Genomic DNA, 17,239 nt, shown 5'->3' with positions numbered 1-17,239 from the left:
GCTCCCACAGGGATTGCAGTGATCCAATATTTCGCGCGTAAGACACGAGGCACAGCATGCAAATCAAACTCGCCAACCCCCGTGGCTTCTGCGCCGGTGTGGACCGGGCGATCGAAATCGTCAACCGCGCCCTGGAAGTCTTCGGGCCGCCGATCTATGTGCGCCACGAAGTGGTCCACAACAAATTTGTCGTCGAAGACCTGCGCTCCCGTGGCGCGATCTTTGTCGAAGAATTGGATCAGGTGCCGGACGACGTCATTGTGATCTTCAGTGCGCACGGCGTTTCCCAGGCCGTGCGCAGCGAAGCGGCTGGCCGCGGGCTGAAAGTGTTCGATGCCACGTGCCCGCTGGTGACCAAAGTCCACATCGAAGTGGCGCGCTACAGCCGTGACGGCCGAGAGTGCATTCTCATCGGCCACGCAGGTCACCCGGAAGTCGAAGGCACCATGGGCCAGTACGATGCCAGCAACGGTGGCGCGATCTACCTGGTCGAAGACGAGAAAGATGTCGCGGCGTTGCAGGTGAACAACCCTGAAAGGCTCGCCTTCGTGACCCAGACCACCTTGTCGATGGACGATACCAGTCGTGTTATCGACGCTCTGCGTTCGCGTTTCCCTGCCATCGGTGGACCGCGCAAGGACGACATTTGCTACGCCACGCAGAACCGTCAGGACGCGGTCAAGCAACTGGCCGACGAGTGTGATGTGGTGCTGGTGGTCGGCAGCCCGAACAGTTCCAACTCCAATCGCTTGCGCGAGCTGGCAGAGCGCATGTCCACTCCGGCCTACCTGATCGACGGTGCCGAAGACCTGCAAAAGAGCTGGTTCGACGGCGTCGAGCGTATCGGCATCACCGCTGGCGCATCCGCCCCGGAAGTCCTGGTGCGCGGCGTGATCCAGCAGTTGCAGGCCTGGGGTGCCACCGGTGCCGATGAGCTGGCCGGTCGCGAGGAAAACATCACGTTCTCGATGCCTAAAGAACTGCGCGTTCGCTCGCTGCTCTGAATTCAGTCCTTTTTTCGCATAACGCCTGCTCAACCTTGTTGTTGCGCAGGCTGACGCGACCGGTCCGTGCCAACACCACTTGATGTTGGCTTACCGGTTCGCGAACGGCGCAAATGTGTAACGTCCCTCCAAACAGTGCTTCGCCCTGACCTTTGAATCGTATTGAGCTTTCGACCTGACCGTTCCCCGCAATCGACACGCGTGCGCTGCTCTGGCGTTCGGCCAGCAGTGGATTGTCGCTGTCCATCTCCCCCTTGCCGCTGATATCCAGGATCATTCGCCAGCCTTGGCTCCAGTCGCCATTGATGCCGTGAATCACCACGGCCTGGTTGCGGACGATGGCTTCGCTCCGGGCGGTGCGAATACCACTGAAAAGAGCCTGCGCCGCTTGCTGTCTTTGGTTCGACTCGATCAGCGTTGCGAACGCTGGAGTGACCAGAAGCAGAACAATTCCTGTAATTGCCAGTCCCATGAGCAGTTCGATCAGGCTGAAGCCGTGTTGTCGCATGATATTTCCCTCCGTGGCGTGCTGTGGCTCGCGCAATCCGTGCGCGAGAAATGGCAACGCACAGCATCGTTCGAACGTTGTGCTGCGCAACAGCAGGTATAGCCGAAGGAAACAGAAGGGCCCGATGGAGCATCGTACAAAAGGTTTCACGCTGATCGAGTTGCTGGTCGCGCTAGCGATTCTTCTGATCCTGCTGACTATGGCCGTCCCGGCGTTTACCCGCTCGACGCAGACAACCAGGGCTGATACCGAAATCGCGGACCTGAAACGAGCGTTGAATGTTGCCCGGCTCGAAGCCATCGATCGGGGCAATACCACACGGGTGCGACCGACAGCCGGCGGGGATGCCTGGAGTGGGGAGCTGGCGATTTACGACGGTACTGGCGCTTTGGCCAATGTATTGCGGGTTGTTCCGGCGATGAGCAACGGCGCAACTCTGGCGCTAACCTCTGGCGTCACTGCCATCGATTTCAACAGTCTGGGCGGATTGTCATCGCCGTCCTCGGAGGTGGTGATCAGCTATGGGCGGGGAGCACAAAGCCGGACGCTGACAGTGTGTTTGAACGGCCGAATTCTATTGGGTGGACGTTGCGGATGAGGGCAGGGATGCAAGGCTCGCAGGGGGGCATGACGCTGGTCGAAGTCCTGGTGGCGTTAGTCATTCTGGGAGTGGGGTTGCTGGGCGCAGCGGCGTTTCAGCTCAATGCGCTGAAGTACACGGACAGCGCACGCATGACCAGTCAGGCCAGTTTTATCGCCTACGACATGCTGGACCGCATTCGCGCCAATGCCGCTGCGGACTACACCATTGCGCCTCCGGCTTCGGGCAATCCGGACGTTGCCCGGGATCAGGACCTGTTTGACTTCAACGCCAACATTGTCAGCTCGCTCGGTGCATCCGCGACGGGCAGTGTCACTGTCAATCAGCAGGTGTACACCATCACGATTACCTGGGACGACTCACGGGCTGCCAATGCTGCCGACTCGCGGCGCAGCTTTGTCCTGAGCAGCCGGACGGCCATTGATCCGGTGATGATCCCGTGAGTCGGCGTAGCAGAGGCTTTGGCCTGGTCGAGTTGCTGATCGCCCTGGCATTGAGCCTGATCGTGGTGCTGGGCGTGGTGCAGGTTTTCATCGCGGCCAAGAACACCTATCTCAGTCAGAATGCGGCCGCGAACATGCAGGAGGATGCACGTTTCGTGTTGAGCAAAATGATTAAGGAAATCCGCATGGTCGGGATGTTCGGTTGTCTGGAAACGATCACTGATTCAAGTGAGAAAGGTGATTTCCATGCCAGTCGCACAACGCCGATCCGTTGGGACAATGGCAGTCGCAGTTTGACGCTGGTTATGGCGGATGTCGGGGGTAATGGCGACAAACCGGACTGGACCGTGCTTTCCGATTGTAGAACCCATTCGACGGCCTACAGTGAAGGCCGGACGCCAGCGGCAGGGCAGCAGGCATTTCCGATCCGGCGGCTGACTTACAGGTTCAGCAACAACCAATTGCTCATGAAGGGCGGGGCCGCAGCAGACCAGGTACTGGTGGACAATGTCGGCGCTTTCGACGTGAGCTTCGGCTTGGCCAGCACGGCCACTGATCTGGCTGCATCCCGCTACAGCAGCAACCCGCCGGACCCCGCGCTGATTCGTAGCGTACGCCTGAGCCTGACCCTCACCGATCCGAGTCGCCGGGTGAGCGATCAAACCTTCAACGTGGTTGCCGCTCTGCGCAACCGCTTGCCATGAGGGAATGCCATTGAATCGTTATCCCATGACGTATTACACCCAGCGCGGCATGGCGCTGCTGGTCAGTCTGGTGTTCTTGCTCTTGCTGACGCTGATTGGTCTTTCCTCGATGCAGAGTGCGACCCTGCAGGAAAAAATGGCCGGTAGCGTCGCCTTGCACAACCAGTCGTTCCAGAGCGCCGAGGCAGCATTGCGGGTGGGCGAGAGTGGAGTGCAACGGGACAGTTATGCGCTACCTGTTTGCAGCGGCATCGTTCAATGTGCACCACCGTCCGAGTCCTCGACCATTACCGCAGCCGGCTTCAACGCCACTTCCGGAGTGACCTGGATTGCATCGGGCAAGGGTTTTTATGGTGTGCAAAACATCGGTGTCAGCAAGAAGGCGGTGAATGTGCCAATCAATACCCCGGCGACCTTGTATCGGGTAACGGCAGTCGGCATCGCGGGTCATTCGCGCAGTGTGGTGGAGAGTATCTATGCGAAGTACTGAGCGACCTGTCAGGTTATGGTCACACCTGCTCGGCGTCGTTGTCGCGCTTGACCTGTCGATGTCGGCGCATGCAGCCACGCCAGCGGATTCGCCAGCGCTGAACCGGCCAACCTGTCTGGCGAATGGCAACTGGTACGGTTTCTATCATGGCAATCAGGGCTTGAAAGCCGTCTGCCTGAAGCTGCCCGAAGCGATCAGCGTTAAGATGCTCGACAGCAACGCCGATGGAGTGGTCGACAACATCGACACGCTGTCCGAGGGTGTGATCTTCGTCGGAGAGCATTCGACTCAGGATACCGGCGACAATGGCGGGGTCGCAAACGATTCCACTGGCGACGATACCCCGGGGATGGAAAAATCCGGCGGCAGCCGTCGCATCATGTGGCGACAAATACAGTAAGTGAGAGTTGAGGCATGCGTAGTTCCAACCGCGGTTTTACCCTGATCGAAATCATGATCGTGATTGCGATCATCGGGATTGTCATGACCATTGCCGCCCCGAGTTTCACCGAGTACCTGAACAAGGGCCGTCGCGCGGAAGTGGCTGGTCTGCTTTCGGAGCAGGCGCAGCTGCTGGAGCGCTTCTACTCGCAGAAAAATGTCTACACCGATGCGACGGGCCTCAGCGCCGGCAATGACTACTACAGCATCACTCCAACCCTGACCGACCAGACCTTTCTGCTGACGGCGGTACGCAAGGCTGACTCAAGCATGGCCGCTGACAAATGCGGTGATCTGACCATCACCAATACCGGTGTACTGGGTATGGTCAATGCGAAGTCCGGCCTGACCAGCAAAGATTGCTGGGGGCGCTGAGTTTCTTTTTCGGGTGCCTTTTGCACCCTCTGTCTATTTAACGATTGGATCAGAACATGACCAGGCAACAGCAAGTGGTGATTGTCGGCGGTGGGGTGATTGGCTTGCTGACGGCCTTCAATCTCGCCTCCGAAGTGCAAAGCGTTGTGCTGCTGGATCGCTCGAACGTCGGTCAGGAGTCGTCCTGGGCTGGTGGCGGCATCGTTTCGCCGCTTTACCCGTGGCGCTACAGCCCGGCGGTCACCGCGCTGGCTCACTGGTCCCAGGACTTTTATCCACAACTGGGCGAGCGCTTGTTCGCCGCCACCGGTGTTGATCCTGAAGTGCATACCACCGGTCTGTATTGGCTGGATCTGGATGACGAGGCCCAAGCGCTGGCATGGGCCGCCCGTGAACATCGTCCGTTGAGTGCCGTGGATATCTCGGCGGCACACGAGGCGGTGCCAGTGCTGGGCAACGGGTTTTCCCGGGCGATCTACATGGCCGACGTCGCCAACGTGCGTAACCCGCGTCTGGTGAAGTCGCTAAAGGCCGCGTTGCTGGCGCTGCCGAACGTGACGATCCATGAACAGTGCGAAGTCAGCGGGTTTATTCGTGATGGCAACAAAGTGGTCGGCGTGCAGACCGCCACAGGTGCTGTTCTCGGCGATCAAGTCGTCCTGACGGCGGGGGCCTGGAGCGGTGAGTTGCTCAAGCGTCTTGATCTGACGCTGCCGGTCGAGCCGGTGAAAGGGCAGATGATTCTCTACAAGTGCGCGGCGGACTTCCTGCCAAGCATGGTCCTGGCCAAGGGCCGTTATGCGATTCCCCGGCGCGACGGACACATACTGATCGGCAGTACGCTGGAGCATGAAGGTTTTGACAAGACACCGACCGGGTCGGCACTGGAAAGCCTGAAGGCGTCGGCGGTGGAATTGATCCCGGCACTGGCCGATGCCGAAGTGGTGGGGCACTGGGCCGGATTGCGCCCGGGATCACCCGAGGGCATTCCCTATATCGGCCCGGTGCCGGGGTTTGACGGGCTCTGGCTCAACTGTGGGCATTACCGTAACGGACTGGTGTTGGCGCCGGCGTCATGTCAGTTGTTTGCCGATGTGATGCTGGGCCGTACGCCGATTATCGATCCGACGCCTTATGCGCCTGCTGGAAGACTGTGAACAAAACACAAAAGATCGCAGCCTTCGGCAGCTCCTACATGGGGAACGCACCTCCTGTAGGAGCTGCCGCAGGCTGCGATCTTTTTAAAGCCTCAATCCAGTCCCAATTTCTTGAGCCTGTAACGCATCGACCTGAATGACAGATTCAACCGCTGAGCCGCCGCCGTGCGGTTCCAGCGGGTTTCCTCCAGGGCCTGGAGCAGCAGTTGGCGCTCGACGTTTTCCAGATAGGTGTCCAGATTGTCTATCCGGGACAGGTCCGGCATTCCACTTTCAGCTGCGCAATTGCCTTCAGCCAGGCGCAGGTCATTGGCTTCGATCTGATTGTCCTCGCACAAGGTGTGAGCCCGCTCGAGCATATTTTCCAGTTCCCGCACATTGCCCGGGAAGCGATAGCTTTTCAGCGCATCGAGGGCTTGGGGGTGGAGTCTGGCTGCCGGTTGACCCGTATCGGCGGCTAGGCGCTTGAGTATGTGGCTGGTCAGCATCTCGATGTCATCGCGACGCTCGCGCAAGGGCGGCACCCGCAGTTCAATCACATTCAAACGGTAGTAAAGGTCATGCCGAAATCGCCCGGCGGCGACTTCGGCGCCAAGGTCCTTGTGTGTAGCGCAGAGAATGCGCACATCCACCGCCACTTCCTGCTGCCCGCCGACGCTGCGTACGGCTTTCTCCTGAATGGCGCGTAGCAGTTTGACTTGCATTGCCAGCGGCAGGTCAGCCACTTCGTCGAGGAGCAGGGTGCCGCCGCGAGCTGTCTGGAACAGACCGGGTTTATCTTCGATGGCGCCGCTGAAGCTGCCTTTGCGATGGCCGAAAAACTCGCTCTCCAGCAGTTCCGAGGGAATCGCCGCGCAGTTGATCGCAATGAACGGCTGCTTGGCGCGGGGGCTTTGATCATGGATCAGGCGCGCGACCAATTCCTTGCCACTGCCGGACTCTCCGCTGATGTATACCGTCGCGTGACTGTGGGCCAGTTTGGTGATGTGTTTGCGCAGGTTGCGCATGGGCAATGAGTCGCCCAGCAAACGGCGATCGATGTCGACCCCGCTGGCAGGAAGCAGCAGCGCGCTGGTGACCAGTTCGCGCAGGCGCGTAAGGTCCACCGGTTTCGTCAGGAAGTCGAATGCTCCGGCCTTGAGCACATTGATTGCGGTTTCGAGACTGGCATAGGCGGTGATCATCGCCACCTGGACCTGAGGGTGACGTTGCTGGATGTGCTGCACCAATTCCAGGCCGGTGCCATCCGGCAATTGCATGTCGGTCAGGCAGAGGTCGAATGTTTCGCTTTTCAGTAGCGATTGCGCTTCGCCGACATTGCGGGCGTTGAACGTCTCCAGTTTCATCCTTCCCAGGGTGATTTCCAGGAGTTCGCGTATGTCTGGTTCGTCATCGACGATCAAGACTTTTTGTCGTGGTCTCGTGTTCAAACTGGGTTCCGTCCGTGAGCAAAGGTCATGCAACAGCAGCCGCTTTCCTGGCGTGCCTTGAAGTCTAGGCGGGACAGAATGCTTTCGCCCGGGTAGCCGGACAGATAAAGCCCCGGGCCCTTGATAGACGGGGCGGGGGCTTCGTGATGGAGTATTTCCAGCGATTTCAGGTCAAGCCATGGCGGCGACATTTGCGCGCGGCGCTGCAGGTACAGGACGTTTTCGATTACCCGGTTCATTCGCAGAGAGAGGTCTTGAATAATCTGTGTCAGACGTCACTCGATGCCTTTCAGTTCCTTGGGTGCCTGCGATAGTCCTCGATCGGCCGCCAATTCGGGAGAGTGTCAGCGGTCGCTGGAGTCCTTGTCCTGCTCTAGATGAGCCTGGCTGCAATACCACCGCTGGTCGAGGCTCAGCGCGCGGTCACGGGGCAGGTGAACACCGCAATGGGCGCAGCGGACCATGGGCGCCGCTTCCCGTTCGGCAGGGGAGCTGGGGGTGGAAGCCTGACCCTTGAACTTGCGCCAGAACCATACGGCAGCGGCAATCAGGGCAATCCAGAACAATATACGAAGCATGGTGAGCTGCTTTTCGACTGATGATCCGGCAGTTTAGCCAAGGACCTGACAGGCGCACAGTGTAATAAAGCACTGAAATAAAAAAGGGAGACCCGAGAGTCTCCCTTTTGCACAGCGCGAGGTGTCAGTCGAACACGCCCAGGGTCATGTAGCTGAACCACGAGCGGCCGCTGTTGTTGCCTTCCGCTTCGTGATTTTCTTCTTCGATCACGTCGCCATTGTCGTCTTTAGGCTTGAGTTCGGATGGAATCGCATCCTTGGCGTCCTGGAACTGCTTCTGTACATCCTGGTTGGCGCGGGTTTCGCCCGGTGGCAGCGGCGGACGGGATTCGATCAGGCCCAGGGTCGCCTTGCTCAGCCACGAACGGTTGTCGGCTTCGGCCACGGTCGGCACGAACTGGCCGTCTACCAGCGTCGGGTGGTTCGGGTAGTTGAGCTTCAGGGTTTCCAGGCTGGTGGCAGCCAGTTCGTCCAGGTGCAGGCGCTGATAGGCCTCGGTCATCACCGCCAGGCCGTCGCCGACCGAAGGGGTTTCCTGGAAGTTTTCCACCACGTAACGACCGCGGTTGGCCGCCGCGACATAGGCCTGACGGGTCAGGTAGTAGTCGGCAACGTGAATTTCGTAGGCCGCCAGCAGGTTGCGCAGATAGATCATGCGCTGCTTGGCATCCGGTGCGTAACGGCTGTTCGGGAAGCGGCTGGTCAGCTGGGCGAACTCGTTATAGGAGTCGCGGGCGGCGCCCGGGTCACGCTTGGTCATGTCCAGCGGCAGGAAACGCGCCAGCAGGCCGACGTCCTGGTCGAAAGAAGTCAGACCCTTGAGGTAGTAGGCATAATCGACGTTCGGATGCTGTGGGTGCAGACGAATGAAGCGCTCAGCCGCGGACTTGGCCGCTTCTGGCTCGGTGTTCTTGTAGTTGGCGTAGATGAGCTCGAGTTGCGCCTGGTCGGCATAGCGACCGAACGGATAACGCGACTCCAGAGCCTTCAGCTTGGCGATGGCGGAGGTGTAGCTACTGTTGTCCAGGTCATTTTGAGCCTGTTGGTACAGCTCGACTTCACTGAGGTTTTCGTCTACGACTTCCTTCGATGAGCAAGCAGCGGTCAATGCGAGGATGGCGATCAGCAGCAGGTGTTTCACTTGCATGGCGGCTTGCGTCCCTATGACGGCCGCTGTCTTGGGCGTGGCCGTCCTGTTATGATGAGCGCCCCGTTGAAAAGCCTCGGGGCAAAAGACGCCGTATTTAACCACAAGCGCGCAGCCGAAACCAAAGGCTGTGCCGACGCCTAGTCTGAGCATGTCCGATAAAATTGAACTTCGCGCAGAGGTGCCGTCCGAATTGGGCGGCCAACGCCTCGATCAAGTCGCCGCACAATTATTCGCTGAGCACTCGCGCTCGCGCCTTTCCGCCTGGATCAAAGACGGCCGCCTGACTGTGGATGGGGCGGTTATCCGCCCGCGAGACATCGTCCATGGTGGCGCCATCCTTGAGTTGACTGCCGAGCAGGAAGCTCAGGGCGAATGGGTCGCTCAAGACATAGCCCTGGACATCGTCTACGAAGACGACGACATCCTGGTGATCAACAAGCCTGCGGGCCTGGTGGTGCACCCGGCTGCCGGTCATGCCGACGGCACCTTGCTCAACGCCTTGCTGCACCACGTGCCGGACATCATCAATGTGCCCCGCGCCGGTATCGTGCATCGCCTGGACAAGGACACCACCGGTCTGATGGTGGTGGCCAAGACCATTCAGGCGCAGACGCAGCTGGTGACACAGTTGCAGAGCCGCAGCGTCAGCCGTATCTACGAGTGCATCGTGATCGGTGTGGTGACAGCCGGTGGCAAGATCAATGCGCCGATCGGTCGTCACGGCCAGCAACGCCAGCGCATGGCCGTGATGGAAGGTGGCAAGCAAGCCGTCAGCCATTACCGCGTGCTTGAGCGCTTCCGCTCCCACACTCACGTGCGGGTGAAGCTGGAAACCGGTCGTACGCACCAGATTCGCGTGCACATGGCGCACATCAACTACCCGTTGGTCGGAGATCCCGCCTACGGCGGTCGTTTCCGAATTCCGCCGGCCGCCAACCCGACCATGGTCGAGTCGCTGAAGAACTTCCCGCGTCAGGCGCTGCATGCGCGTTTCCTGGAACTGGATCATCCGACCACCGGTAAGCGCATGAGCTGGGAATCGCCGTTGCCGGAAGACTTCGTCTGGCTGTTGACCCTGCTCAAGCAAGACCGCGAGGCGTTCATCGGATGAGTGACTGGCTGATTCCTGACTGGCCCGCGCCGGCCGGGGTCAAAGCCTGTGTGACCACCCGTGCGGGCGGCGTCAGTGTGGCGCCGTTCGACAGCCTCAACCTCGGCGATCACGTCGACGACAGCCCCGAAGCGGTTGCCGAGAATCGCCGTCGTTTGACCGATCATTTCTCCATTCAACCGGCCTGGCTGCAGCAGGTCCACGGCATTGTCGTGGCTCATGCCGATCCGGGGCGGGTGGATACAGCTGATGCCAGCTGGACATCAACGCCGGGTGTCGCCTGCGCAGCGATGACTGCGGACTGCCTGCCTGCGCTGTTTTGCGACCGTGCCGGGACGCGTGTCGCGGCAGCCCATGCCGGTTGGCGCGGGTTGGCGGCAGGCGTGCTGGAAGCGACGCTCGATACGCTGGACGTTGCGCCCGAAGACGTATTGGTCTGGCTCGGCCCGGCCATCGGCCCGCAAGCCTTTGAAGTCGGCCCGGAAGTGCGCGAGACCTTTGTGCAGCAATTGCCGCAAGCGGCTGAGGCTTTTGTGCCGAGCCAAAACCCCGGCAAGTTCATGGCCGACATCTATAGGCTGGCGCGCTTGCGTCTGGCCGCTCGCGGTGTCACCGCCGTTTATGGTGGCGGGTTCTGCACCGTAACCGATCCGCGTTTCTTTTCTTACCGCCGTGCGCCTCGCACTGGTCGGTTTGCCTCCTTGGTTTGGCTCGAACGCTAGACTTGTCTGATCTGCATCAACGTCACGACGCTTGAAACTCCCAGAATCGACCGCATCTATTGTGATATCTGGCAGGTTTCTTCATTCAGGATGTTTTATAGGTCCGGCCTGCTCAAAAGGAAGGTGACCCATGCGTATAGACCGTTTAACCAGCAAATTGCAGTTAGCGTTGTCCGATGCCCAATCCCTGGCTGTCGGCCACGATCATCCGGCCATTGAACCGGCGCACTTGATGCAGGCCTTGCTCGAGCAGCAGGGCGGCTCGATCAAGCCCCTGTTGATGCAGGTGGGCTTCGACGTCAATAGCCTGCGTAAAGAGCTGACCAAAGAGCTCGACCAGCTACCTAAAATCCAGAACCCGACCGGCGATGTGAATATGTCGCAGGATCTGGCGCGCCTGCTCAACCAGGCCGATCGTCTGGCGCAGCAAAAAGGCGACCAGTTCATCTCCAGCGAGCTTGTGCTGCTTGCCGCCATGGACGAGAACAGCAAGCTCGGCAAGCTGTTGCTCGGTCAGGGCGTGAGCAAGAAAGCCTTGGAAAACGCGATCAACAACCTGCGTGGTGGTGAGGCCGTCAACGATCCGAACCACGAGGAAGCACGCCAGGCCCTGGACAAGTACACCGTCGACCTGACCAAGCGCGCCGAAGACGGCAAGCTCGATCCGGTGATCGGCCGTGACGATGAAATTCGCCGGACCATCCAGGTGCTGCAACGTCGTACCAAGAACAACCCGGTGCTGATTGGTGAGCCTGGTGTGGGTAAAACCGCCATCGCCGAAGGCTTGGCCCAACGCATCATCAATGGCGAAGTGCCGGATGGCCTCAAGGGCAAGCGTCTGTTGTCCCTGGACATGGGGGCGCTGATTGCCGGTGCCAAGTATCGCGGTGAGTTCGAAGAGCGCCTGAAATCCCTGCTCAATGAACTGTCGAAGCAGGAAGGGCAGATCATCCTGTTCATCGACGAACTGCACACCATGGTCGGTGCCGGTAAAGGCGAAGGTTCGATGGATGCGGGCAACATGCTCAAGCCGGCCCTGGCCCGCGGTGAGTTGCACTGCGTGGGCGCCACCACGCTGAACGAATACCGCCAATACATAGAGAAGGACGCCGCTCTCGAGCGACGTTTCCAGAAGGTGCTGGTGGACGAGCCGAGCGAAGAAGACACCATCGCCATCCTGCGTGGCCTCAAAGAGCGATATGAGGTTCACCACAAGGTGGCCATCACTGACGGCGCGATCATTGCGGCGGCCAAGCTCAGTCATCGCTACATCACTGACCGGCAGTTGCCGGACAAGGCCATCGACCTGATCGACGAAGCCGCCAGCCGCATCCGCATGGAGATCGACTCCAAGCCCGAAGTGCTGGACCGTCTGGAGCGTCGCCTGATTCAGCTGAAGGTGGAATCCCAGGCGCTGAAGAAAGAAAGCGACGACGCGGCGAAGAAGCGTCTGGAAAAATTGCAGGAAGAAATCGCTCGTCATGAGCGTGAGTACTCGGATCTCGAAGAAATCTGGAACTCGGAAAAAGCCGAAGTCCAGGGTTCTGCGCAGATCCAGCAGAAAATCGAACAGTCCCGTCAGGAGCTGGAGGCAGCCCGCCGCAAAGGCGACCTGAACCGCATGGCCGAGTTGCAGTACGGGGTGATCCCGGATCTGGAGCGCAGCCTGCAAATGGTCGATCAGCATGGCAAAGCCGAAAACCAGTTGCTGCGCAGCAAGGTGACTGAAGAAGAGATCGCCGAAGTCGTGTCGAAGTGGACCGGTATTCCTGTGTCGAAAATGCTCGAAGGCGAGCGCGACAAGCTGATGAAGATGGAAAGCCTGTTGCACCAGCGCGTGATCGGCCAGGATGAAGCGGTGGTGGCCGTTTCCAACGCGGTGCGGCGTTCGCGTGCCGGGTTGTCCGACCCGAATCGCCCGAGCGGCTCGTTCATGTTCCTCGGCCCGACCGGTGTCGGTAAAACCGAGCTGTGCAAGGCGCTGGCCGAATTCCTCTTTGATACCGAAGAGGCGATGGTGCGGATCGACATGTCCGAGTTCATGGAGAAACATTCCGTGGCTCGCCTGATCGGTGCGCCACCGGGCTACGTGGGGTATGAAGAGGGCGGTTACCTGACCGAGGCCGTACGTCGCAAGCCGTATTCGGTGATCCTCATGGACGAAGTCGAGAAGGCGCACCCGGATGTGTTCAACATCTTGCTGCAGGTGCTCGAAGACGGCCGTTTGACCGACAGCCATGGCCGCACGGTGGATTTCAAGAACACCGTTATTGTCATGACCTCCAACCTGGGGTCGGTACAGATCCAGGAACTGGTCGGTGATCGTGAAGCGCAGCGCGCGGCGGTGATGGATGCGATTTCCACCCACTTCCGGCCGGAGTTCATCAACCGGGTCGACGAAGTGGTGATCTTCGAGCCGTTGGCGCGGGATCAGATCGCCGGCATTACCGAGATCCAGTTGGGTCGTCTGCGTAGCCGCCTGACCGAGCGCGAGCTGAAGCTTGAGCTCAGTCCCGAGGCCATGGACAAGCTGATCGCGGTCGGTTACGACCCGGTGTACGGCGCACGGCCGCTCAAGCGCGCTATCCAGCGCTGGATCGAGAACCCGCTGGCGCAGCTGATTCTGTCCGGACGGTTCATGCCGGGCGATACCGCTCACGGTGTGGTGGAAAACGACGAAATCGTCTTCGTCTGATCCTCTGTGGGAGCGAGCTTGCTCGCGATGGTCGTTAACGATAACGCGTACTTCCTGGATGAACGCGGTGTCATTGAGTCCATCGTCGGAACGCCGCCCGGAGCAAGCTCGCTCCTACAAGAACAGCATTGTTCGCATAACGAGGCCTTTTTTTCGTTAGGCTGTTGAACTCAAAGGAAAAGGCTTGTAAAGTGCGCCCCGCAGTCAGTCACCCGCCAGGGTTTCCGCTCCCCAAGCAGGAATCCAAAATAAGTTGCAAATCATTAACTTGAAAGCAATTTAGGGGGTTGACAGAGGTGCTGAAGATTGTAGAATAGCGCGCCTCAGACACACGAACGCAGCGATGCGAACGGGTCGAAGAGAACGCAGTAAAGCTTCAAAGTTGTAAATTGAAATATGTAGTTCCGTGATAGCTCAGTCGGTAGAGCAAATGACTGTTAATCATTGGGTCCCAGGTTCGAGTCCTGGTCACGGAGCCAATTTCAAACCGGGGTATAGCGCAGTCCGGTAGCGCGCCTGCTTTGGGAGCAGGATGTCAGGAGTTCGAATCCCCTTACCCCGACCATATTTGGGTCGTTAGCTCAGTTGGTAGAGCAGTTGGCTTTTAACCAATTGGTCGTAGGTTCGAATCCCACACGACCCACCATTTTTGAAACCAGTTAGCGCTGGAATCGAATCTTAAGATCAGACGCCAAAAGCTCTGTTCGCAGAAGGCGCCTTTCAAAGGTGCCTTTTTTTTACCGGGGTATAGCGCAGTCCGGTAGCGCGCCTGCTTTGGGAGCAGGATGTCAGGAGTTCGAATCCCCTTACCCCGACCATATTAAAAATCCTCGTATCGAAAGATACGGGGATTTTTTTTGTCTGCGAGAAACCCGTAACACCGCAAAACCAATGTGGGAGCGGGCTTGCTCGCGAAGGCAGTGTGTCAGTCGACATAAGAGTTGAATGACACGGCCTCTTCGCGAGCAAGCCCGCTCCCACAGGGGGTGTTTTAGTGCAGCTTCAGGCGTGGCTCAGTGCCGCGACCGATCTTGCTGCCCAACATCAGCATCGCCGTGCGGAACGGCCCGTACAGCGCCATCTGGTGCATGCGGTACAGCGACACGTAGAACATCCGCGCCAGCCAGCCTTCGAGCATCACGCTGCCGGTGAGGTTGCCCATCAGGTTACCCACGGCCGAAAAACGCGACAGTGAGATCAGCGAGCCGTAGTCGGTGTACTTGTACTCCGGCAGGGGCTTGCCTTCGATGCGCAGCTTCAGCGATTTGGCCAGCAACGAAGCCTGTTGGTGAGCGGCCTGGGCGCGTGGTGGCACATTGCGGTCGCTGCCTGGTTGCGGGCAGGCGGCGCAGTCGCCGAAGGCGAAGATGTTCTCGTCGCGGGTGGTTTGCAGGGTCGGCAGCACCTGCAGTTGATTGATGCGGTTGGTTTCCAGGCCATCGATGTCCTTGAGGAAACCCGGCGCGCGAATCCCCGCGGCCCAGACTTTCAGGCTGGCCTTGATTTCGTTGCCGTCGGCGGTGATCAGGCTGTCGGCCGTCACTTCGCTGACTGCGGCATTGGTCATGACGTTGACCCCGAGTTTCTCCAGGGTTTTATGCACAGGCCCGCCAATCCGCTCCGGCAGCGCCGGCAGCACCCGTGGACCGGCTTCGATCAGGGTGATGTGCATGTTTTCCGGTTTGATCCGGTCCAGGCCATAGGCCGCCAGTTCGTGGGCGGCGTTGTGCAGCTCGGCGGCCAGCTCGACCCCGGTGGCACCGGCGCCGACGATGGCCACGCTGATTTGTTCGACTGCGTCGGTCTGGCCGGCGTGTGCGCGCAAATAGTGATTGAGCAGTTGCTGGTGGAAACGCTCGGCCTGCTTGCGGGTGTCGAGGAACAGGCAGTGTTGCGCCGCGCCCTGGGTGCCGAAATCGTTGGTGGTGCTGCCGACGGAGATCACCAGCGAGTCGTAAGGCACTTCGCGGGCCGGCACCAGTTCCAGACCGGCCTCGTCGTAGGTGGCGGCCAGCTGGATTTTTTTGTTCGCGCGATCAAGCCCGCTCATGCGCCCGAGCTGGAACTCGAAGTGGTTCCATTTGGCCTGGGCTACATAGTTGAGTTCGTCTTCGGAAGAGTTCAGGGACCCGGCTGCCACTTCGTGCAACAAGGGTTTCCAGATGTGGGTCAGGTTCGCGTCGACCAGCATCACGCTGGCCGTACCGCGCTTGCCCAGAGTCTTACCCAGACGGGTAGCCAACTCCAGACCGCCGGCGCCGCCGCCGACAATGACAATACGATGGGACATGGGGATAACTCGCAAGGCTAAAAGAAATCGGTACGGATACCCAAGCGAGCGCAAGGCAGCTCATAGCGTCAGGTAACTGATAAGTCGGCTCAATAGGCCAAGACCAATGGTCACTGCCAATACCAGTACAAGGAGCATCCAAGGCCGGAAAGGCCGGCGCTCGACTTGGTGCTGGCACAACTGCAGGTACTCTTCGACATGCTTTTGGTCGTCGGGGTTCAGGCGGCTGGTCATATCGGGCCTCGTCAAAGGTAGACGTTGCTGAATGTGTAGAAGCTACAGTGTTTTTACCCAGGGTTGAACGCAGCATAGCCGCTGTCTGGAACGGGTTCGACGCTGACGATATCGTCCAGGCGAATGATTCCACTTTGTAACACCCGGGCAGTGATTCCGCCATGTCCGCGCACGGCCTGAAAGGTGCCGATGCCCAGGTTGCTTTCAAGGCGCGCGCAGGGTTGGCACCAGCCAGTGGTTTCGAACGTTGCCTGGCCAATCCGGAAGCGGCGGCCCTTGAGGCTGAACAGGTTGATGCCACTGATAACGAGATTGCGCCGCAGATCTTCAGGCCGGACCGGATGATCCTGTGCACGCCCCATCAGCGAACTGATCACCGCCAGGTGCTCCCACTGAATCAGCGTGACCTGCCGCGCATTGCGCACGCCGGGGCGGGCGTGGTCGCCGGTCAGGCCGGCCTCCAGGCGCGCTTCCACGGCATCGAGTTCAAGCATTGCCGAACGTGATTGCGGGCGCACGCCGATCCAGCGTACACGACCTTGTTGTGGTACCTCGGAGATCAGCTCCTGCAGTGGACTCACAGGCTGATCCCGACGTCAAAGACAATGCTGCGCCCCAGGTTGCTGCGCAAGAAGTCCGGTGCATCCGGGTGGGCGAACAGCACGCGGGCAAATGTCGGCCCGACCAGGGACAGCGAACGCCAGCCCTGGCGCAGGTACTCGGTCGGCGGCGGGAAGTGGCTGTTGAGGTCCAGCACTTCGCGTTTGAGGCTGGCGAAGGCAATGATGTCCAGTTCACCCAGATCCATGCCGCGCTCTTTGTAGTTGTGGGCTTTTTTGCGCAAGGTCGGCGCCAATCGCAACAAGAACTCGTTGGCGGGGATGCGTCGAGGCTTGGCCTCGCGGCGTACCAGTTGACTCAGGGAAAACGCGCTGCGTCTGCGCTGCAGTTCGTCGCGCCATTCATCGTTGAGGCGCCTGCCTTCGTCGAGCACGAAGAACACCTCGAAACTGGCATCGCGAAACAACACGTCCGGCGGCTCCCCGGCGGGGGCGAATTCATCGGCGCGATAGGGAATGTTCAAACCTTGCAACAGGCGCTGGCACACCCAACGCTCCCGCTCCCATTTGCGGGCATTGGACAGAAACGCGTTGGCTTGCTCGGCCGCGATGGTCAGCAGGCGTAAATAATCTGAGTCATCCATAGGCCCAAGCTTAGCGTTCAATTGCGACAAGCAGAAAGCGTTAAGCATCAATCAGCATCGCTGGGCACACGGAACGGGCGGTGTAGACTGATGGCCATTACG

Annotated in this window: 19 protein-coding genes and 4 tRNA genes; 15 read left to right on the top strand and 8 right to left on the bottom strand. The window is 59.5% G+C overall.

Features of this window, described 5'->3' with window-relative positions; all coding sequences use genetic code 11:
* Window positions 1-56: 56 nt before the first annotated feature.
* On the top strand, window positions 57-1,004 hold the full coding sequence (gene ispH / locus ACXX83_RS20760) for a 4-hydroxy-3-methylbut-2-enyl diphosphate reductase (RefSeq protein WP_217836403.1): 948 nt from the start codon (window positions 57-59) through the stop codon (window positions 1,002-1,004).
* Here ispH and ACXX83_RS20755 read toward each other — a convergent pair.
* On the bottom strand, window positions 973-1,512 hold the full coding sequence (locus tag ACXX83_RS20755; RefSeq protein ID WP_458549471.1) for a GspH/FimT family pseudopilin: 540 nt from the start codon (window positions 1,510-1,512) through the stop codon (window positions 973-975). The genes ispH and ACXX83_RS20755 overlap by 32 nt on opposite strands.
* A 124-nt stretch (window positions 1,513-1,636) precedes the next feature.
* Between ACXX83_RS20755 and ACXX83_RS20750 the strand changes: the two genes are divergently transcribed.
* The 7 genes from ACXX83_RS20750 to thiO are packed head-to-tail and all read left to right on the top strand — an operon-like array spanning window position 1,637 to window position 5,723.
* Window positions 1,637-2,110, top strand: a complete 474-nt coding sequence (locus tag ACXX83_RS20750; RefSeq protein ID WP_458549470.1) for a GspH/FimT family pseudopilin — start codon at window positions 1,637-1,639, stop codon at window positions 2,108-2,110.
* Window positions 2,107-2,556, top strand: a complete 450-nt coding sequence (gene pilV, locus ACXX83_RS20745; protein ID WP_458549469.1) for a type IV pilus modification protein PilV — start codon at window positions 2,107-2,109, stop codon at window positions 2,554-2,556. Before ACXX83_RS20750 ends, pilV begins: the two co-directional genes overlap by 4 nt.
* Window positions 2,553-3,260: a PilW family protein gene (locus ACXX83_RS20740; protein ID WP_458549468.1), complete on the top strand. Its 708-nt coding sequence runs from the start codon at window positions 2,553-2,555 to the stop codon at window positions 3,258-3,260. The genes pilV and ACXX83_RS20740 overlap by 4 nt, the downstream gene beginning before the upstream one ends.
* 10 nt (window positions 3,261-3,270) lie before the next feature.
* On the top strand, window positions 3,271-3,750 hold the full coding sequence (locus ACXX83_RS20735) for a pilus assembly PilX family protein (protein WP_458549467.1): 480 nt from the start codon (window positions 3,271-3,273) through the stop codon (window positions 3,748-3,750).
* 58 nt (window positions 3,751-3,808) lie between these two features.
* Complete coding sequence (locus ACXX83_RS20730; RefSeq protein WP_458549466.1) at window positions 3,809-4,150, top strand: hypothetical protein; 342 nt, start codon at window positions 3,809-3,811, stop codon at window positions 4,148-4,150.
* 14 nt (window positions 4,151-4,164) lie between these two features.
* Entirely contained in the window at window positions 4,165-4,566 is a 402-nt protein-coding gene (locus ACXX83_RS20725; RefSeq protein WP_458549465.1) for a type IV pilin protein, read from the top strand.
* Between the two features lie 56 nt (window positions 4,567-4,622).
* Window positions 4,623-5,723 (top strand): glycine oxidase ThiO, encoded by a 1,101-nt coding sequence (gene thiO / locus ACXX83_RS20720; protein WP_458549464.1) that lies wholly within the window; start codon window positions 4,623-4,625, stop codon window positions 5,721-5,723.
* 92 nt (window positions 5,724-5,815) lie between these two features.
* Here thiO and ACXX83_RS20715 read toward each other — a convergent pair whose 3' ends face one another.
* From ACXX83_RS20715 to ACXX83_RS20705, 3 genes are all read right to left on the bottom strand, one after another.
* On the bottom strand, window positions 5,816-7,153 hold the full coding sequence (locus ACXX83_RS20715; RefSeq protein WP_458549463.1) for a sigma-54-dependent transcriptional regulator: 1,338 nt from the start codon (window positions 7,151-7,153) through the stop codon (window positions 5,816-5,818).
* Between the two features lie 344 nt (window positions 7,154-7,497).
* Window positions 7,498-7,731, bottom strand: a complete 234-nt coding sequence (locus ACXX83_RS20710; protein WP_126047608.1) for a PP0621 family protein — start codon at window positions 7,729-7,731, stop codon at window positions 7,498-7,500.
* 124 nt (window positions 7,732-7,855) lie between these two features.
* Window positions 7,856-8,878 (bottom strand): outer membrane protein assembly factor BamD, encoded by a 1,023-nt coding sequence (locus ACXX83_RS20705; RefSeq protein WP_458549462.1) that lies wholly within the window; start codon window positions 8,876-8,878, stop codon window positions 7,856-7,858.
* Between the two features lie 151 nt (window positions 8,879-9,029).
* Here ACXX83_RS20705 and rluD point away from each other — a divergent pair, with 151 nt between their 5' ends.
* The 7 genes from rluD to ACXX83_RS20670 all read left to right on the top strand — a co-directional run bounded on the left by rluD (window position 9,030) and on the right by ACXX83_RS20670 (window position 14,227).
* Window positions 9,030-9,992 carry a 23S rRNA pseudouridine(1911/1915/1917) synthase RluD gene (gene rluD / locus ACXX83_RS20700; protein WP_007990414.1) on the top strand — a complete coding sequence of 321 codons (963 nt, stop codon included), beginning with the start codon at window positions 9,030-9,032 and terminating at the stop codon, window positions 9,990-9,992.
* A complete protein-coding gene (pgeF, locus tag ACXX83_RS20695) occupies window positions 9,989-10,714 on the top strand; it encodes a peptidoglycan editing factor PgeF (RefSeq protein WP_126047606.1) in 726 nt (241 codons plus the stop codon). The genes rluD and pgeF overlap by 4 nt, the downstream gene beginning before the upstream one ends.
* Before the next feature lie 130 nt (window positions 10,715-10,844).
* Window positions 10,845-13,409: an ATP-dependent chaperone ClpB gene (gene clpB / locus ACXX83_RS20690; protein ID WP_217836393.1), complete on the top strand. Its 2,565-nt coding sequence runs from the start codon at window positions 10,845-10,847 to the stop codon at window positions 13,407-13,409.
* 403 nt (window positions 13,410-13,812) lie between these two features.
* Window positions 13,813-13,888 (top strand) — tRNA-Asn (locus ACXX83_RS20685).
* 9 nt (window positions 13,889-13,897) lie between these two features.
* Window positions 13,898-13,974, top strand: a tRNA-Pro gene (locus ACXX83_RS20680).
* A 5-nt stretch (window positions 13,975-13,979) separates the two neighbouring features.
* A tRNA-Lys gene (locus ACXX83_RS20675) sits at window positions 13,980-14,055 on the top strand.
* A gap of 95 nt (window positions 14,056-14,150) precedes the next feature.
* A tRNA-Pro gene (locus ACXX83_RS20670) sits at window positions 14,151-14,227 on the top strand.
* 173 nt (window positions 14,228-14,400) lie between these two features.
* On the opposite strand, the gene ACXX83_RS20665 is transcribed toward ACXX83_RS20670, so the two are convergent.
* The 4 genes from ACXX83_RS20665 to ACXX83_RS20650 are packed head-to-tail and all read right to left on the bottom strand — an operon-like array spanning window position 14,401 to window position 17,137.
* On the bottom strand, window positions 14,401-15,699 hold the full coding sequence (locus ACXX83_RS20665; protein WP_007970529.1) for an NAD(P)/FAD-dependent oxidoreductase: 1,299 nt from the start codon (window positions 15,697-15,699) through the stop codon (window positions 14,401-14,403).
* Between the two features lie 60 nt (window positions 15,700-15,759).
* The gene (locus ACXX83_RS20660) at window positions 15,760-15,933 is read right to left on the bottom strand and encodes a DUF3094 domain-containing protein (RefSeq protein WP_458549461.1); all 174 of its coding nucleotides are present in this window, start codon (window positions 15,931-15,933) and stop codon (window positions 15,760-15,762) included.
* Window positions 15,934-15,986: 53 nt separating this feature from the next.
* Window positions 15,987-16,514 carry an MOSC domain-containing protein gene (locus ACXX83_RS20655; protein WP_458549460.1) on the bottom strand — a complete coding sequence of 176 codons (528 nt, stop codon included), beginning with the start codon at window positions 16,512-16,514 and terminating at the stop codon, window positions 15,987-15,989.
* The gene (locus ACXX83_RS20650) at window positions 16,511-17,137 is read right to left on the bottom strand and encodes a DUF1780 domain-containing protein (RefSeq protein WP_007970534.1); all 627 of its coding nucleotides are present in this window, start codon (window positions 17,135-17,137) and stop codon (window positions 16,511-16,513) included. Before ACXX83_RS20650 ends, ACXX83_RS20655 begins: the two co-directional genes overlap by 4 nt.
* Between the last annotated feature and the right edge of the window lie 102 nt (window positions 17,138-17,239).

The organism is Pseudomonas sp. GNP012, assembly GCF_054343835.1.
Note: the sequence above shows the minus strand (reverse complement) of the source record. Positions and strands in the feature narration are given on the sequence as shown.

What these genes read in the sequence shown, in the direction of transcription:
- ispH (WP_217836403.1), top strand. Translation starts at nt 57, where the DNA reads ATGCAAATCAAACTCGCCAACCCCCGTGGCTTCTGCGCCGGTGTGGAC.
- ACXX83_RS20755 (WP_458549471.1), bottom strand. Translation starts at nt 1,512, where the DNA reads ATGCGACAACACGGCTTCAGCCTGATCGAACTGCTCATGGGACTGGCA.
- ACXX83_RS20750 (WP_458549470.1), top strand. Translation starts at nt 1,637, where the DNA reads ATGGAGCATCGTACAAAAGGTTTCACGCTGATCGAGTTGCTGGTCGCG.
- pilV (WP_458549469.1), top strand. Translation starts at nt 2,107, where the DNA reads ATGAGGGCAGGGATGCAAGGCTCGCAGGGGGGCATGACGCTGGTCGAA.
- ACXX83_RS20730 (WP_458549466.1), top strand. Translation starts at nt 3,809, where the DNA reads ATGTCGGCGCATGCAGCCACGCCAGCGGATTCGCCAGCGCTGAACCGG.
- ACXX83_RS20725 (WP_458549465.1), top strand. Translation starts at nt 4,165, where the DNA reads ATGCGTAGTTCCAACCGCGGTTTTACCCTGATCGAAATCATGATCGTG.
- thiO (WP_458549464.1), top strand. Translation starts at nt 4,623, where the DNA reads ATGACCAGGCAACAGCAAGTGGTGATTGTCGGCGGTGGGGTGATTGGC.
- ACXX83_RS20710 (WP_126047608.1), bottom strand. Translation starts at nt 7,731, where the DNA reads ATGCTTCGTATATTGTTCTGGATTGCCCTGATTGCCGCTGCCGTATGG.
- ACXX83_RS20705 (WP_458549462.1), bottom strand. Translation starts at nt 8,878, where the DNA reads ATGCAAGTGAAACACCTGCTGCTGATCGCCATCCTCGCATTGACCGCT.
- rluD (WP_007990414.1), top strand. Translation starts at nt 9,030, where the DNA reads ATGTCCGATAAAATTGAACTTCGCGCAGAGGTGCCGTCCGAATTGGGC.
- pgeF (WP_126047606.1), top strand. Translation starts at nt 9,989, where the DNA reads ATGAGTGACTGGCTGATTCCTGACTGGCCCGCGCCGGCCGGGGTCAAA.
- clpB (WP_217836393.1), top strand. Translation starts at nt 10,845, where the DNA reads ATGCGTATAGACCGTTTAACCAGCAAATTGCAGTTAGCGTTGTCCGAT.
- ACXX83_RS20665 (WP_007970529.1), bottom strand. Translation starts at nt 15,699, where the DNA reads ATGTCCCATCGTATTGTCATTGTCGGCGGCGGCGCCGGCGGTCTGGAG.
- ACXX83_RS20660 (WP_458549461.1), bottom strand. Translation starts at nt 15,933, where the DNA reads ATGACCAGCCGCCTGAACCCCGACGACCAAAAGCATGTCGAAGAGTAC.
- ACXX83_RS20650 (WP_007970534.1), bottom strand. Translation starts at nt 17,137, where the DNA reads ATGGATGACTCAGATTATTTACGCCTGCTGACCATCGCGGCCGAGCAA.